Here is a 17,349-nt window from a genome sequence, read left to right on the forward strand (position 1 = left end):
TCTCACCTGTGGCTAAATTGAGCCATGATAACAAAATTTCACCACTTTGATAAGCGTATTGGCGCAAGTTTTTGTTATTTGGTGAAAAAATACCCCGTCTGCGGACTGCTTGCCTGTGCCATATAGCGAGCAGGCATACGACCTGCCAGATAAGCTTCACGACCTGCGATGACGGCGTGTTTCATGGCAGATGCCATCAGTACAGGATTTTTGGCATGGGCGATGGCGGTGTTCATCAGTACACCATCACAGCCAAGCTCCATCGCAATGGTAGCATCTGATGCCGTGCCGACGCCAGCATCGACCAGTACAGGCACTTGGGTTTGTTCGATGATAAGGCTCAGTGTGTGGTGGTTGAGTAGTCCAAGTCCTGAGCCAATCAGACTGCCCAATGGCATGATGGCGACACAGCCCATGCTCTCAAGCTCTTTGGCGACGATGGGGTCATCTGAGGTATAGACCATCACTTCAAAGCCATCGTCAATCAGCACTTGGGCGGCCTTGACAGTTTCGATGACATTGGGATAGAGATTTTTGTCATCGCCAAGCACTTCTAGCTTGACTAGATTGTGCCCATCAAGCAGTTCACGAGCCAGCATACAGGTACGCACCGCACTATCAGCATCAAAACAGCCTGCGGTATTTGGCAAAATGGTATAACGCTCAGGCGAGATGACATCAAGTAGATTTGGCTCATCTTTGTTTTGACCGATATTGGTGCGACGAATGGCGACGGTGACGATCTCAGCACCGCTGGCATCGATGGCGGCAGCGGTTTCGTTTAAGTCTTTATATTTGCCTGTGCCGACCAGCAGGCGAGAGCCAAGGGTGCGAGAGCCGATGGTGAGTAAGTCTGCGCTCATGGATAATCCTTATTGTATGAATCAGCTGATATGCTCAAATTATGCTCAAATATTGTACAGTATAACGGCTCTCGATGCGATGGTAAAGGATTTTTGGCAAAATGATGGGTATGGGAATAAAGGGGTGGGAATGGGTAAACAGATAAGCAAAAAGCCCACCGAATATCGATGAGCTTTGATAAATGGGGCGACTGATGGGACTCGAACCCACGACAACCGAGATCACAACCCGGGGCTCTACCAACTGAGCTACAGCCGCCATAATTTTATGTAGCAGGCAAATGGCGCGCCTGGCAGGATTCGAACCTGCGACCACCTGCTTAGAAGGCAGATGCTCTATCCAACTGAGCTACAGGCGCTCTAGTGGCTTAGGATGTTGGTGTCTTTACCAACAAAAAAAGCCTGTTCGGCTTTAAAACTGGTCGGAGTGGAGGGATTCGAACCCCCGACCCTCTGGTCCCAAACCAGATGCGCTACCAAGCTGCGCTACACTCCGAATTTTTCTTTAACTTCGAGCATTTTGTTCAGTAGCTCGTCGTTGTGGTGCGTATGATACAGTGAAGTGCCTATGGTGTCAACAACAAATTTCTAAAATTTTGCATAAAGTTTATAACTTGTTGATTTTTATATATTTAATTTGATAATTACTCAATGCTTGAGATATTGCCATCATGTTTGTCATGCATATATGGATGTGTCATGGCGCGCATGATGGCAACATGGCTCATATTTCACTCTTTATAAAGATTGCGAGATTTTTGGTTTTTATTACCAATTTAGCCTTGTGGTTCTGCGACAATGGTCATGCCACACGCTGCTGCACCACGAGTACCGCCTGTCAGATGGATGATGGTGCGTGTCGGGTCAAGCTCGTTCAATAGCTCCACCGCTTTGACCGCCTTAGTGCCGCCGCCGCACAGCACATAGATGTCGCCTTCGGTAGCGTCAAGCAGGGCTTGATTGAGTGTATCAAGCGGCTGCGACTTGGCGTGTTCGATATGACCTTCACGGTATTTGTCCGCATCACGCACATCCCAAATGACCTTATCAGCAGTTGGGGTGAATTGGCTAATTTCTAATGTCTGAATCATAAAAAACTCCTTGCTTGTCAAATTGGTTAGCATCAAAAAAATCAAGGCTTTAGTATTGCAAACCAACGCCAATAATGTTATTATAAATATAACTAAATAACCATATATTACCACAAGCCATGCAATACATCAAGCTAAAAGACTGGGCTATCCAACATGGATACAGCTACATGGGTGCTTATAAAGCATACCGTGCTGGTCGTATTGCAGGTGCTTTTCAACAGGGCGAGCGGGGTGCTGTGCTTGTCCCAGTTGCGGATAATACTGAAATTCGTGATAGTGGCAATGCCTCACCAACAGTATTCATTTACAGCCGTGTATCCTCCGCAAAACAAAAAGCAGATTTAGACCGACAAAAACAACGATTAAACGAGTTTTGTTTTAACAAAGGTCTATCTGTATCTCATAGCTACAGTGAAGTCGCATCAGGTTTAAACGATAATCGCCGTGAGTTGTTTCGTTTGATAGATAAGGTAAAAAAGCAACCTAATTCTATCTTGGTTATTGAGCATAAAGACAGACTCACCCGCTTTGGTTACAACTACCTAGAACGCCTATTTACTGAGCTTAACTGTCAAATCATTGTGGTAAATGCCACCCAAACCGATGAGCAAGATTTGGTTGCTGACCTATCATCTGTTATCTACTCATTCTGCGCCAAGCTGTATACCAAACGCAAAGCCGCCAACAAAGTTAAACAGGTCATGTCGATTATCTATGAGTGACAATCCAGTAATTGCCAAAAGACCTAAAGGCGTGCGCAAAGGCTTGTCCAAAAAGGTCGCTAAAAAGCGTCAAAAAGGCGATATTGTTAGAACCGCTCGCCTAAGCTTTGACCATCTTAATACCGGTAAAAAGCAGTTGATTCAACTACTTTTAAAAGAAAGTAAAAGGATACTAAGTATCCTTATTGAACAAGCTTGGATTGGCTATGGCTTAGATAAATGTAATACCAAAGCCAATCACAATACCCCTAAATTCTATGAATTTGACACCAGCGACATTGAGACTTGCCTGTCAGCACGCTTTATCAAATGCTTATGCACTCAAGCACAGGGCATGATTAATGCTGCAACCGCTAAGAATAAAAAAAGATTATTTGCATTGGGTGAAAAGCAAGCCGAACTTCAAGAGATACTAAGATCAGATGTGGTTACGGTACGCACAGAACAAGAAGTAAAACACTTAAATAACCTGTGCAAAGCCATTAAAACCATGCAAAGACGCTTTGCTAAGCTACATACGCAACCATCTGTACCAACCAATATCAAAATTGAGATAAATAGCTTGGTGATTGAGCAAGCATCAGAGAACAACACGCAGTTTGATGTGCTGATGACGCTAAAATCCTTGTTCAAACGCAGTTATATCAAAGAAAACGGCTTGGATAAAACCAAATTTCACCTACCGTTTAAGCTACACCGTCAATATAACAAACTAGCCTCCGACGGCGAAAAATTAAATTCCTATCTGCTTGGTGTACAAGGGCTAGATTGCCGTTTTGTACTACCTAAAGCAGAGGTGACTGGCAAAGGCATTTTGGCGATTGACCAAGGGGTTAGAAGTCTGTTGACCGCCTCGCAGAGAATTGATGACAAGGTCACAAGCTTTGATGAGCAAGATATTACAGGTGAATATTATTACAATAAGCTATTACAGCAACTGGCAACAACGCCACAAGGAACGCCTAAATATCGCCGCTTAATCAAACAGCGAGATAATTATGTCAACAGCGTTTTAAAACACCTAGATTTAACTGATATACAGGAAGTGCGTCTAGAACATTTATTTGATATTAAGCGAAATAAGCGTGGCGTGTTTCGTCATAACAATCCTTTTAGAAAAGTGATGTTCTTTGCTTCAAAGGCCATCACTACAAGTCTGCGTAGTCATTGTGAGATGCACGGTGTCCGTCTAGTCTTACAATCGTCAGCCTATCGCTCACAGCGGTGCTCACAATGCGGATTTGTCCACACCAAGAATCGTTTAGGCAAATCATTTCATTGTCAAAGTTGCGGTTATCGCAATGATGCTGATGTTAATGCGTCCTTGAACCATTTGGCTAACTTAAAGCCGATTGTCAACGGTGTGTCGAGACAATTTCCAGATGGCTTCATCTGGAATGAGTCGGGGGTCTTTGCAGTGCCCCCTGCCAATAGAATTAGGCAAACCAAACCAGTAACCAATGACCTAGGTTGGCTTAGGGTAATCGATGGTTATTGAGTTTGGGACTGTAGCATATATGATATGATGGTAAAAATGGATTTTATAACACTGCGTGATTGCGATGCCAAGCTTACCAAAATTCCTACAAAAATCCTATCATCAGACAGCTGACACCAAGCCAAAATCGACTCGCCATCGACTGACAAGTGTGGCGACGCATTGTGCATTTGGGCTGTGGACGGCATGGGGCGGTCTTGTATTGTGGGTGCATAAGCCCTTTGGCATGGCGACCTATCCTACGATAGCGCTGATGGCATCTGCATATGGGCTAAGTCTGCACCCTAGATATCGTCATGCGAGAGTGGCATTGGCGGTGGGGCTTGGTGCAATTAGTGTGTGGCTATTATTATCGACACCGAGCAATGATAGAGCGTGGCAAGATGATGTCGCACGCCAGCTAAGCTATGACAAAGCAGGTGATATGATTACCATTCATAATGTGCGTAATTTTGAGTGGGTGAGCGAATTTAATTATCAGCCACGCTGGGAGACTCGTCAGTATGATTTATCTAAGCTTGCGACACTCGATTTGATTATCTCGATTTGGGATAATGATAATATTGCCCATACGCTATTGTCGTTTGGCTTTGATGATGGGCAGTATCTGACTTTTTCGGTGGAAATTCGCAAAGAAATCGGCGAATCTTTCTCATCAGTGGGTGGCTTTGTGCGGCAGTACGAGATGACTGTCATCGCCGCTGACGAAAAAGACATCATCTATACCCGCAGTAATGCCCGTGATGAGCGAGTATATCTGTATCCGCTTCGCTATCCCAAGCAAAAAATCCGTCAGCTGTTTGTGGCACTGCTTGAACAAGCAGATGCGCTTAGACTTGAGCCCGAATGGTACAATACGCTGACTGCCAACTGCACCACAGCGTTATTTGAGCTCGTTCGCCAGATTGACCCTGTGCCGATGGATTATCGAGTGCTATTGTCGGGGCGACTGCCTGAATATCTGTACGAGCTTGGTGCGATTGATAATCGCTTGCCTTTTGATGAGTGGCGGCAGCTTGCCTTGATTAATACCAAAGTATCAAGTACGCCTGAGCAGCTGGCGACAACGGCAACTTTGTCATCGGCTGAATTTTCACGACTGATTCGAGCGGATTTGCCAAATCGTCAGACATTGAGCCGTCAAGCATTGACAAAACAAAAAGCGGACAAGGCGGATAAGTGATATAAAATGCTTAAAAATCATCAATATTAAACCGTGTAAAATCAATAAGTTATAAACTATTTTTTGATTTATGACAAATTTGTCAAAAAAAATGCTTGCCAAAATTTCAAAACTCTATATAATACGCACCATCAAGACGACGCAGTGATGCGAATAACTTGATAATCAAAACTTGGGGTCGTGGCGGAATTGGTAGACGCACTGGATTTAGGTTCCAGCGCCGCGAGGTGTGAGAGTTCGAGTCTCTCCGACCCCACCAAATTCCAAAAGAGACTGGCGAAAGCTGGTCTTTTTTATTGCCAAAATTTTGCCCATATAGCCAATTATACCGATAAGACTGATAAGATAAGCGATTTGATTGATCACTTGATATGGGCAAAAAAGCGTTAAATTACAAGGCTTTGGGCAATTTAAGCATTGAGTGCTAATGATGGGTGATGTATCATGGTGCACTTGTGCTTGAATGGCGTTGATTTTGGATTTAGGGCTTGGCGGAATTTGACGCTGGTATGCCCACCGAACACAGCGCCGAACCAATCACCAATGCAATACCAAGCCACGACAGCCAAGGCAGGCTATCGCCAAATGCAATCATCGCCATCACAAGTCCAATCACAGGCTCTAATGCTAACAAAAATCCTGCGATGACGGCATTGGATTTTGCCAATCCTTTATTCCAAAACACCATTGCCAAATAGCTACACACCACGCCCAGATAGAGCACCGATGAGAGTGCTGTTGTGGTGGTGGGTAGTTGCCATTGTTTGGCAAAAATCACGGTCAAAGGCAGACAGCTAATCGCCCCAAACACAATGCTGACCGTCGTATAAGCTTGTGATGGCATCTGTGCGATGATGGATTTGCTGACAAACATACAAAGGATAAAGCTAAGACAACCAAGCATCACCAGCAGACATCCCAATAGACTGATTTGTCCACTGCCTTTGGCGGCAAAAATCATCATAAAAATCCCCACAAATGCCACAATGCTCAGCACAAAATCCATCATGCGTGCCCGCAGTCCAAAACAAAAATGTCCCACAAGCACGGATAGCAAAGGATTGAGCCCCAAAATAGCAATCGCACTCGATGCCGAAGTCATCGATAGACCCATAAACTGCAACACAAAGCAAACAGGCAATGTCAAAAATGACAATAGCCATACCATCGGCTGTTTGCCCGTTGGGATACGGCGATATGCAGGCAAAAATATAGGCAGGACAATCAGCGCACCAATCATAAGCCGAATCTGCACCAGTAGCACAGGGTCAAGTTCACTGGTGGCACTTTTGCCAACAATGAATGAGCTTGCCCAGATGATGATACAAAGTAGCAGATAAATCATGATAAATGGCTGATAGTGTGGTCAGTTGGTCAGTTGCATATTCCACTCCAAATGATCATCCATTCCACTCTTCACGTGACCACTTATTCCACTCTTATTTGACCGCCCCATAAAAAACCACCAGCCAAGTCAATTTGCTCAACTGATGGTTTGTATCAGTGCAATCTATGGTGATACAGCCAAAAGCGGTGACCTGCATACCCATCTACGCTGTCAAAAAACCTATCGTAAACGCGGCTACAAAGCCCATGACAGACGTGGGCAAATTACCAATCGTAAAGACATTGGTGATAGACCGCACATCATTGAACAACGACAACGATTGGGTGATTATGAAGGAGATACCGTGGTTGGCAAAAGACATCAAGGGGTATTAGTGACTTTGGTGGATAGAACCACACGAGAAGTCAAAATAAAAGCACTGCCAAACCGCAAAGCAATACTGGTGGCACACACTTGTATTGATTTACTCAAAGATGAACAAGTGCAAAGCATCACCTTTGATAATGGTAAAGAGTTTGCATTGCATGAACATATAGAGCAAGCACTAAACACCCAAGTTTACTTTGCCAGACCGTACCACTCATGGGAGAGAGGAACCAATGAAAACACCAATAGACTAATTCGTCAGTTTTTACCCAAGTCGATTAGATTGGACAATCTTGATGAGGAACAAATTAAGCAAATTGAGTCTAATTTGAACAACAGACCAAGAAAAGTGCTAGGATTTAAAACACCTCTTGAGGTTGTTTGAAAAATGATTGACCGGTACAGACCCAATCTGACAGTTTTTACGCATAAACGTATGCGAAACCAAAACCCCGAATGGCATGTTTTATAAAAGAGTTACACTTTTTCCTTGACAATTAAATTTTGTATAGTAATATAATAATTAGCTCATCAACCTATGGCTGAAGGAGTTACGAAACCGTCTTTTTAAGACGGTTTCAGCTTTTTTTGACGCGCCAGTAATTCTCATATCTCTTTTTAAGTTTCCGTCTTTGGTGTTCATATTCTACCAAGAAGGCCGTCCATGGCAACACAAAATCCTTACGAATAGCAACCACCACAAGGTAGCTAAAATCCATTAAGGCAAGATGGAATCTTTCTTCACCTTTTTTCTTTTCTATCCACCAAGCGATGTCATTGCTCGATTGAGCAGGGTCGAACTTTTCCATGATTGGCTTTATCCAGCCAATTCTTTCACAGCGTCTTATGTCAGGTATTCTTTCGGATTCAACTTCACCTTCTGATATCATATGCCAAAAAGTAGCGCTTTTGTTGTCGCACAAAGGATGTCTTTTTAATTTAACAACATAATTGCCAAACTTAGGCTTCGAATACTCAAAATCCTTTTCAAAAACTTTATACACCACTTCCAGATATTCATTAGCGGAATAGTCTTGTAACAATATTAAGGGAGGCAACCAACCTGGGTTATCCACCATAATAACCTCCTTGCCAATAAAAAATATTGAATTTTTGTTCACTTGGCAGGGTGCTAGCATGCAGTTGATAACCTGAACGTTCTTTTACTCTATTAATGATAGCTTGTTTAGCCTTATTGCCTTGCAATTTTCGATTAAGATAACACAACGAACCAAGCAATAAATCAGCAACTTGCATTTGCTCTACATGATGTGATTCAACAATCTGAACACGCTTGATTTTTTCTTGTTTAAAATCATACTGACTATTACAAAGAACATCATGCAATTTTCTAACCTTTTCTCCGCTCTGAGTGTCTTTTTTGTCTAAATAAATAAAAGATGTTGCGTTTGGCTTAATGATATTTTTTAACAATAAAAACATCATTTTATAATACCAGTCATCGTGAATCTGACGATATTTATCGTGATTTATAGATTTTTTATCAATAATTACACAACGGAAAGCAAAGTCGTCATCATCAAAGAAATAATCAACAATATCCAAATAAAACTGAGCTTTGGAATTGGATACCTTGCCCCATTTTATTTCAAAATTTGGATGCAGCCCATGTTTGATTTTTATCTCTCGCAATCTTTTGGCGATCTCTTTGGTTTTATCAACAGGGCAGCTTGTTGCTCCTAAAACCATTACACTCATACCATCATTAGGTAGATGGCACGATTCATCACAATAAATATTAAAACTTATCATTTGGATTTCCTATTGTTTTTTTTACAATATATAGTATTCTTACAAAAAAATCTACTAGAAAATCGCTAGATATATGATTTTCTATCAGAAAGCAGATTAGTGCGAATAGTATGCCACATCAGATATGCACATTCCACTCTTCACGTGACCACTTATTCCACTCTTATTTAACCACCCATAAAAAACCACCAGCCAAGCCAATTTGCTCAACTGATGGTTTTGATGTCAACTTGCTTTTAAAAACTCATCCCCAAGCTCACACCACTGACCCAATCTTTGTTGGAAAAACCCGTGGGCTCGCTGATTGCTTTTGAAGTAAAGATGTCATAGTTAAAACTTAGGTAGGGGTTATTTGTATTTGGTGTGTATTGTCCTTTAATGCCTATGGCAGCACCTGCTAGATGTTGTCCAAGCAATAGCTCATTTTGGCTTTTGTCGTGGTTAGTGATATAGCCTGCGTCCAGTCCTAGATAGATGGCATGGTTTGATTGGCTGTTTGTTTTGTTTGCCTGCGTATTATTTGTAGTGCTCTGATTATTTGCTTGTTGTTGATTAAGCCAGTTTGGATAAAAGCTGATATCTTGTCTGATTAGGATACCATTATCCGCAGATAATGAACGCTCCCCATCAAAGCCTCTGACGGTGTATCTGCCACCAATAGCCATTTTTAAATCTGGTGTTAGACTGTCTGTAGCGTATTGGGCTTTGAGTGTGGTGCTGTGGATGATGGGCAGTGGTTTGTTGTTAATGCTTGGGTTGTATTTACTTGTTAGATTGGCGTTTAATTGATAAATGCCAACACGAGCTGAGCCTTCATCAAACAGCTCTTCTGGTGAGGGTAAGGCATTAAAAGCGGCGGTACCACGCTTATAAGAAATATCGGTGCTTAGGCTATGATTAGCTTGTTTACCAAAAGTGGTCTCATGGCTAATGCCAAATAAATACCCTGCGGTTTTACGGGTTTGTACATCAATGATTGTACCATCAATATCACTTTCTTGGGATTTGACATAACCACCAGCATACACATAGCTTTTGCTATGAGCATCTCTGTGTACCAGATGAGACAGCTTAGCGTTGTATCCACTGGATTTACCGCCATAGATATAATCTTGGGTACTACCTGCTACGGTTTGATGATAGGTGTAGCGATTAGCACCTAATTGCAGCACGCTGTTTTTAATCGGCAGTATGAAGCCCGCCCCATAATTCTTAGAGCCTTTGCTCTTATCAGAGGGGTAATCTTTGTCATCATTGATTTGATTACCCAAATCTCGCCCAAAGCTAAGATAGAATAAATCGTTTAAATTTGCCAAATTATCCACACTAAGTGTCGCCACGCCTTGATATTTCCCTGTGGATTTAGAGCCTGAATCATCAATGCTTAGACTGCCACGAATACGGCGGTGTTGGGTATAATCAATTAAAATATCGCTAATGCCAATGCCGTTACCAGTAGGTTTATTGTTTTTATTGTTGCCAATTGCTTGTAACTCATCAGACGGTGCAATCTTAAAAGTAGCATCAGCACTTGGCACACGTTTAAAATTCTCAAGCGTGGTTTCTAAATCACGGATGTTTAATAGCTTGCCTGGTTGTGTGGTGAGTGCTGTGTCCAAGATAGCAGGCTGAGTGATGGCAGGATAAGACTGATTGGCTGTGTCTTTGACTGTGTTTTTAACATAGACAGGCACTTTACTATCCGCTGTATTCACCACCACCTGAGCGATTTTACCTGGGATTAGAGTTAATCTTAGCTCCCCATCCGCCAAATTCTGATTACCTACCATAATACGACTGGTGACATAGCCTTGTTCAATCAAGCGGTTTTGCACACGAGTGGCAATAGCATTGATGTCAGCAACTGTCATGCACTTGCCTAATACACTGCTGTTGCCCATGATTTCAGGCATGAGTGCAAAGCCAAGCTTGTCTGCAAAGACAATATCATCTTGGGATAACACTGAATAACCAATCTTATGAATATCAAAGCAAATGGCGTTATCTGCTGTTGGTTGTTCTTGGATTTGGGTGGCGGTATCAGCAATACCAACACTAGTATCAATGCCATCCACCACCACACTTGGATTTGGCACCAATTGCTCTAGCAGTGCCTGATTGCGAGAATCTTGAGCTTGGATTAGGGTTTGGTTGGTGGTGTTGGCAGAGACGGTGTTATGAACCAAAATTGCAGTAATTGTGGTGGCAAGGATTGTTGGTCTAATCATAGGTGCATTCCAGCATCGTATTCAAGAATATTACATATTGTAACTATATAAATACAATCTTGCAAGCTCATCTAAATTACCATTGCTACATTTATACATATTTGTTACAATATTATTGCTATTTATTTTAAAAGGAAATTTTTATGAACCATGTATACAAAACCGTCTTTAACAAATCCACACAGACTTGGATGGCGGTTTGTGAATATGCTCGTAGTGTTGGTTGTGGCAGTGCAAGTGGTGGCAGCAAATCTGTGACACGAGGCGTAGTTGGTTCTATTACTTTTTTATCCTTTGCAGTACTTATGGCTTTGCAGTCAGCCCATGCCAACACCCCCACCACCATCATTGCAGATAAATCCGCCGATAAAGCCTTACAGCCGATTGTATTAAATACCGCAAGTGGTGTTGTGTCTGTTAATATCGCAACCCCCAATGCTCGTGGCTTATCCAATAACCATTACAGCCAGTTTGATGTGGGTAGTACAGGCGCTGTATTAAATAACAACCGTAAAGCTGTTGATACCCAAATCGCAGGCTTTGTGGCAGCTAACCCCTATATGGCTCGTGGGGAAGCTTCTACCATCTTAAATCAAGTCAATTCCAACAACCCAAGTCATTTGAATGGCTTTATTGAAGTGGCAGGTAAAAAGGCGGATGTGATTATCGCAAACCCATCAGGCTTGGTTGTCAATGGTGCTGGGTTTATTAATGCTGGCAATGTCCATCTGGCGGCAGCAAATAGCCAAGTTAATCAAGGGCAAGTAACAGGTTATGAAGTTGGCACAGGTCATATTGCTGCTCATGGTAAATTAAACCTACAAGGCACCGATTATGCTGCGCTCATTGCCAAGACCGCCCAAATCAATGATGAGATTTATGCAGGCAAACAACTTGATGTTATTCTAGGTGAAAACAGTGTTAGCCTACAAGATGGCGATTTAACACAACTAACCGCCATCAATAAGCAAACAAGCACGCCATCTGCCAATCAAACCACCAATAAAGAGCAACAAGGCACCGCCCCAACACTGGCATTAGACATCTCAAATCTTGGCGGAATGTACGCAGGTAAAATCCATCTGATTGGTACAGATAAAGGCTTTGGGGTGAATAACCAAGGGGTTATCACAGCAACTGGCAAGGGACAACCGCTTGGCACAGGTACACTCACCTTGGACAGCCAAGGCAATCTTGTTAATACCGGTAAAATCCTAGCCAAAGATGCTGTCACCATCAACACCCATGATAACACTGCTCAAAACGACGGCACCTTGTTAAGCGAACAAGCTGATATTGCCATTAATACCGCAAGTCTTAATAACACAGGCATCATTCACAGCACCCAAACCGCCAAGATTGCAGCCAAACAAGCGATTGAAAACCGGGGCAGTGTCTATGGCGGTGTTTTACAAGTTCATACGGATAAGCTTAATAACACCGGTCAGCTTATCCAAACTGGCACAGGTAAGCTTGATATCACCACCGATACATTCATCAACACTGATAAAGCGGTTATCGGTCAAAGTCTGTATGGACAAACCAGTATCCCCGCACCTTCTACCCCAAGTAGTGATCAAAGTGCTGGTAGTATCAGCAATGAGCTGGCAGATAATACAGCAGGCAGTACGGGTCATTTGGGGACGGACCCACAGCCGCCTGCTTTAAGTGACTCTGGTGCAAACACTCAAACCAAACCCGTCCCAACTGCTCGTGGTCATATCACTGCCACGAGCAGTATTCACAACACAGGTAGTCAAGCACTCATCACCGCCACAGGTGATATTGGTATCAGTGCCAATCAAACCAGTAATACCAAGCAAGCATCGATTGATGTACAAAGCCTAAATACCAACACTCTTGTCAATACTGACAGTAAAATCGCCTTAGATGATATCAATTGGCAATTAAGCCGCTTTGACAACAGCAAAGGTAGTATCACTGCTAGAAATGGCATGGTGATTGACAGTGGTTCTGATATGATTAATACAGGCGGTCAATTATCTGCCACTGGTACTGTGGCGTTATCTGCTGTTGGCGCGCTTGATAATACCCAAGGGGTGATTGTAAGTGGTGGTGATACTGCTATCAGCACTGATGGTGTGAATAATCAGGCTGGTACGATCATGAGTACTGGCAATGTATCTATTGCCAGCAAAGATAAGTTAACGAATGATAAAGGCGTCATCTCTGCACAAGCTAATACCACATTGAGCGTTGGGACAGCATTGAGCAATCATGATGGCAATATCTTTGGCAATCAACACCTAACCATCTATAGCCAAGATTTGACAAACAGCGGTCAGGTTTATGGGGGTAAAAGCACTACCCTGACTACTTCACAGACCCTAAGCAACAGTCAAACAGGACTGATTGCCAGCGGTGGTGATACCACCATCAGCACTCATACCATCACTCATGCCGGCAGCATCATTGCTGGCATGGACCGTGAAGGCAAATTAGGGCAGCCTGCCAATCTTAGCATCCAAAGTACGGGCAATCTGGTCAGCACAGGCACACACATTGCCACCCAAGCGATGGTGATGACAGGCAACATGCTTGACTTAAGCGATAGTCATAGTGAAGCGGTTAATATCAATCTAAATAGCCAAACTGATGTCAACACCACCAATGCTACCGCCATTGCTGCTGATACACTACACATCAGCACACCTGGTCAGCTTAATAACACCCAAGGGCAATTGTCCGCCAAACACCTGATGATTGATGGCAGCAAACTCATCAACCATCAAGGCAATATCAGCCATAGCGGTACGCAGGCACTGACATTAAACTTCAATCAAGGTCTGGACAACCGCCAAGGCAATATCAGCAGTAACAGCCAAGTACTGAGCATTAATACAGGTGCCGCCGCTTTAAACAACCAGCAAGGCAGTATTACTCATACAGGCAGTACGCTGACTGTGAGTACGCAGCATCTAGGCAACCATCAAGGTAAACTACTTAGCACTGGCAATCAAAGTCTTACGGTGGCTACAGATATCAATAACTCTGAAGGTGTCATTCAAGCAGATGCTTTAGCAATCAGTGCTCAAAGTATCAATAACCATCAAGGCAAGCTACTTAGCACCGCCAATCAGTCTTTAAGCACCCAAGAGGATATCAATAACCACCAAGGCATCATTCAAGCAAGTGGCTTTACTATTGATGCCAAAGCGTTTAACAACCATCAAGGCAGCGTATTTGCCACTGATGAAACAGCACAAAGCCGTATTACATTAACTGGCAATTTAAGTAATAGCAATGGCAATAGCAATGTTGATGCCAATGCCGATACACAAACCGCCACCATTGCCACACTAGGCGCTTTGGCCATCAGTGCCAACACGTTGGATAATACAGGACAAATCAGCACCAAAGCCTTAACTGTAGATGCCAATACCATCAACAATAGCGGTAGCATCAGCAGTCAAGAAGCAACCAGCATTCAAGCTAAGGATGCGCTTAACAACCGTGCGACAGGCAGTCTGTATGCAGGTACAGATTTGACACTAAACAGCCAAGGACACCTCAGCCATCATGGTAAAGCCTTGGTGGGCAATCGTTTTAGTGCCACCGCTGCCACGCTTGATTTGACCGACTCACACAATGAAGCAGACAGCATCAGCTATGACTCTCAAGGCGATATCATCCATCATAATGCCACAAGTTTGGCTGCACAAAACATCCGCATCGACAATACCCAAGGCGTTTTGAGCAATCAAGCGGGCAATCTGACGGCTAAAACCGTAGATATCCATACTGAATCTTTACAAAATGGTGGGGTGATCACCGCTAAAGAAATGACGATTAGCCAAACTAAGGATTATACACACACCAGTAATGATACCTTAACTGCGGATACGCTGACATTCACCACTCAAGGCAACTTTAGCAATCAGCACAGCTTTGGGGCAACAGATAGCCTAACGCTTACAGCAGCCAGTATCCACAACCACCAAGATGCCACCATTACAAGTAGCAATACCACGCTACATAGCCAAACAAACATCACCAACCAAGGCTTAATTAATGGTGATACGACTATCGTTAAAGCCGCAAACACCATCAACAACTTGGCTGGTGGTCGTATCTATGGCACACAACTTGCGATACAGGCTGATACGCTGAATAATGCGCCAGCAAAAGCTGCCAACCAGCAAACCAATCAAGAAAACGACCATCACACCGCCCCTGTGATTGCTGCAAGAGAGCGTCTGGACATTGGTGTTAACACCCTAAACAACAACCCCAACCCTGACAGAGCGGGCAAATTCAACGAAGATTTCGACAATCAAGCGTTAATCACAAGTCTTGGCAGTCTGCACATTGGCGGCAGTCTAGACGACAATCATCATGCCACAGGCAAAGCACAGACGGTGGTCAATAAAGGTGCGACCATCCAGTCTGGTGGGCAGATGGTGATTGGTGCCAAAACCTTGCTAAACACCAATGCTGACTTTAAAAAGCATACGGTTGAAGTGGTGGCAGAATCTGTTTATGAACAAACGCTTTACCGTGCTCACAAACAAGCGGACACCATCCCCGCCGCCCAAAAAAGCACTGATGTTGCTGATTTGGGCAACAAGCCAATGGCGGGTTTATTTGACTGCCCTGAAGGTAGTGAGTGTATTGTCAATTATGATTATGACTCTACGATTTGGTCATACTTTAACATTACAGCACCAGCTGAGCCTGCACCAGTCATTGCTGTCGAAAACCGCTTGGATGAGCCTGAGCTACCAAAGAATGAAACCGCTGAAAGTTGTGCGTTAGCAGAGGCAAGCAACCAAGCTTGTACACAGTACAATGAAGCATTGGCCAATTATACCAAGGTCATGGGTCCTTTATTAAAATGGGAAGAGGACAATGCCGCTGCCATTGAAGCGTTAGAACTGGCTATCAGGGAATATAATCGCCAATTTACCACAAATAAAAGCGATGTTGATTTAGCCCTAAATATCTACACCACCGATGAAGCAAAACTTGGACCAACCAGCAAAAAAGGTGCGCCAGATGGTGCTTTGTATGTCAAAGACGCCAATGGTAATTTCCACTTTGTTACCGAAGAGGTAGATGTCATTACTACTGACTTTGTCGTCTATGAAGATAAAACCCTAGCTTCTGACCCAGCTCGTATGGTAGCAGGACAAAATCTTGCCATACATGGCGACACTCTGATTAATGATAAAAGCCAAATGAATGCAGGTGCAGGCTTTGCAGTGATTGGCGATACTGTCATTCAAACACCTGACAATGGCTTGTATGGTGAAAAAACCAAAGTCACCGAAAATGGTCGCTTTACCCGATATAGCGTATTTCCCTCGGGAATTAACCGCCACAAGCGCAGAGCAATTGGTGGTGGCAGCTTTACACAATCCTTTGCGCCACTAGCAACATATGAGCTCCCCATCTTAAACGCCACCATCAACAAAACCCCATCGGTCATAACAATTGACCAATCAGCCCTAGCCAGTGGTGATGTGGAGACAGTGCTTGCTGCTTTAAAAGCCAATCAAGCTGCCTTATCCCTTGATGCTCAGCAACAGCTATCAAAGCTACTTGCTGCCAAAGAGCAAGGGCAAGCTGTTGATGAAGCAATCTTATCAGAGTTGACCAAAGCATTGTCCCAAAGCGTTGATGCTAAACAGGTCTCTGTGATCAGTGCCGACTTCTCACAGCTGACCATCCCTAGCTCAGCTTTGTACATCATCAATGCCGACGACCCCAATCTGCCACTGATTCAAACTGACCCTGCGTTCACCGATTACAAACAGTGGCTATCGTCTGATTATATGCTAAAAGCCCTACAATCAGACCCAAATCACATCCACAAGCGCCTATCTGATGGCTATGGTGAGCAACAGCGCATTAAAGATCAGTATTATCACTTAACAGGCAGAAACATCAACACCGATTACCGCAGTAACGAAGAAGCCTATAAAGCCTTGATGGATAATGGCATCACAGCAGCCAAAGCCTTCGGCTACACGCTTGGCACTGCACTCACCGCCGAGCAGATGGCAAACTTAACCACCGACATCGTTTGGCTGGTTAAACAGTCCATTACCTATACCACCAAAGACAAAGATGGTAATAGCATCACCAAAACCCAAGACGCTTTAGTACCCAAGCTATATCTACGTTCTGCCAATATCGCTACAGGTGCGCTTACTCCTGATGGTAGATATGCTGCCATGTCTAGCAAAAGCATGGATATACAGCTGACTGGCAATTTGGATAACAATGGTAATATCATTGCCAAAGATACCGC

At 43.5% G+C, this 17,349-nt stretch carries 11 protein-coding genes and 4 tRNA genes; 6 read left to right on the forward strand and 9 right to left on the reverse strand.

Going from position 1 to position 17,349, the window contains the following annotated elements:
* Window positions 1-74: 74 nt before the first annotated feature.
* From Q0N89_RS06240 to Q0N89_RS06260, 5 genes are all read right to left on the reverse strand, one after another.
* The gene (locus tag Q0N89_RS06240) at window positions 75-863 is read right to left on the reverse strand and encodes a thiazole synthase (protein ID WP_294034504.1); all 789 of its coding nucleotides are present in this window, start codon (window positions 861-863) and stop codon (window positions 75-77) included.
* 183 nt (window positions 864-1,046) lie between these two features.
* Window positions 1,047-1,122: transfer RNA gene (locus Q0N89_RS06245), tRNA-His, on the reverse strand.
* 23 nt (window positions 1,123-1,145) lie between these two features.
* A tRNA-Arg gene (locus tag Q0N89_RS06250) sits at window positions 1,146-1,222 on the reverse strand.
* A 60-nt stretch (window positions 1,223-1,282) separates the two neighbouring features.
* Window positions 1,283-1,359: transfer RNA gene (locus Q0N89_RS06255), tRNA-Pro, on the reverse strand.
* Between the two features lie 280 nt (window positions 1,360-1,639).
* A complete protein-coding gene (locus Q0N89_RS06260) occupies window positions 1,640-1,954 on the reverse strand; it encodes a rhodanese-like domain-containing protein (protein ID WP_294034506.1) in 315 nt (104 codons plus the stop codon).
* A 119-nt stretch (window positions 1,955-2,073) separates the two neighbouring features.
* On the opposite strand from Q0N89_RS06260, the gene Q0N89_RS06265 reads away from it, so the two are divergent.
* The 4 genes from Q0N89_RS06265 to Q0N89_RS06280 all read left to right on the forward strand — a co-directional run bounded on the left by Q0N89_RS06265 (window position 2,074) and on the right by Q0N89_RS06280 (window position 5,619).
* Entirely contained in the window at window positions 2,074-2,679 is a 606-nt protein-coding gene (locus Q0N89_RS06265) for an IS607 family transposase (RefSeq protein ID WP_294034508.1), read from the forward strand.
* Window positions 2,672-4,177 (forward strand): zinc ribbon domain-containing protein, encoded by a 1,506-nt coding sequence (locus Q0N89_RS06270; RefSeq protein WP_294034510.1) that lies wholly within the window; start codon window positions 2,672-2,674, stop codon window positions 4,175-4,177. The genes Q0N89_RS06265 and Q0N89_RS06270 overlap by 8 nt, the downstream gene beginning before the upstream one ends.
* A gap of 64 nt (window positions 4,178-4,241) precedes the next feature.
* The gene (locus tag Q0N89_RS06275) at window positions 4,242-5,360 is read left to right on the forward strand and encodes a DUF4105 domain-containing protein (protein ID WP_294034512.1); all 1,119 of its coding nucleotides are present in this window, start codon (window positions 4,242-4,244) and stop codon (window positions 5,358-5,360) included.
* A 174-nt stretch (window positions 5,361-5,534) separates the two neighbouring features.
* Window positions 5,535-5,619: transfer RNA gene (locus Q0N89_RS06280), tRNA-Leu, on the forward strand.
* A 222-nt stretch (window positions 5,620-5,841) separates the two neighbouring features.
* On the opposite strand, the gene Q0N89_RS06285 is transcribed toward Q0N89_RS06280, so the two are convergent.
* Window positions 5,842-6,705, reverse strand: a complete 864-nt coding sequence (locus tag Q0N89_RS06285; RefSeq protein WP_294034515.1) for a DMT family transporter — start codon at window positions 6,703-6,705, stop codon at window positions 5,842-5,844.
* 145 nt (window positions 6,706-6,850) lie between these two features.
* Here Q0N89_RS06285 and Q0N89_RS06290 point away from each other — a divergent pair, with 145 nt between their 5' ends.
* The gene (locus tag Q0N89_RS06290) at window positions 6,851-7,459 is read left to right on the forward strand and encodes an IS30 family transposase (protein ID WP_294034517.1); all 609 of its coding nucleotides are present in this window, start codon (window positions 6,851-6,853) and stop codon (window positions 7,457-7,459) included.
* 193 nt (window positions 7,460-7,652) lie between these two features.
* Here the strand turns inward: Q0N89_RS06290 and Q0N89_RS06295 are convergent, their stop codons facing one another.
* The 3 genes from Q0N89_RS06295 to Q0N89_RS06305 form a co-directional block, all read right to left on the reverse strand.
* Window positions 7,653-8,153 (reverse strand): hypothetical protein, encoded by a 501-nt coding sequence (locus Q0N89_RS06295; protein WP_294034519.1) that lies wholly within the window; start codon window positions 8,151-8,153, stop codon window positions 7,653-7,655.
* Window positions 8,143-8,847 (reverse strand): DUF3800 domain-containing protein, encoded by a 705-nt coding sequence (locus Q0N89_RS06300; RefSeq protein WP_294034521.1) that lies wholly within the window; start codon window positions 8,845-8,847, stop codon window positions 8,143-8,145. The genes Q0N89_RS06295 and Q0N89_RS06300 overlap by 11 nt, the downstream gene beginning before the upstream one ends.
* A gap of 236 nt (window positions 8,848-9,083) precedes the next feature.
* Window positions 9,084-11,075, reverse strand: a complete 1,992-nt coding sequence (locus tag Q0N89_RS06305; RefSeq protein WP_294034523.1) for a ShlB/FhaC/HecB family hemolysin secretion/activation protein — start codon at window positions 11,073-11,075, stop codon at window positions 9,084-9,086.
* A gap of 143 nt (window positions 11,076-11,218) precedes the next feature.
* On the opposite strand from Q0N89_RS06305, the gene Q0N89_RS06310 reads away from it, so the two are divergent.
* Window positions 11,219-17,349: filamentous hemagglutinin N-terminal domain-containing protein (locus Q0N89_RS06310; protein ID WP_294034524.1), on the forward strand; the 6,131-nt coding region annotated here is incomplete at its 3' end.

The organism is uncultured Moraxella sp., from assembly GCF_945873075.1.
GTDB lineage: Bacteria > Pseudomonadota > Gammaproteobacteria > Pseudomonadales > Moraxellaceae > Moraxella.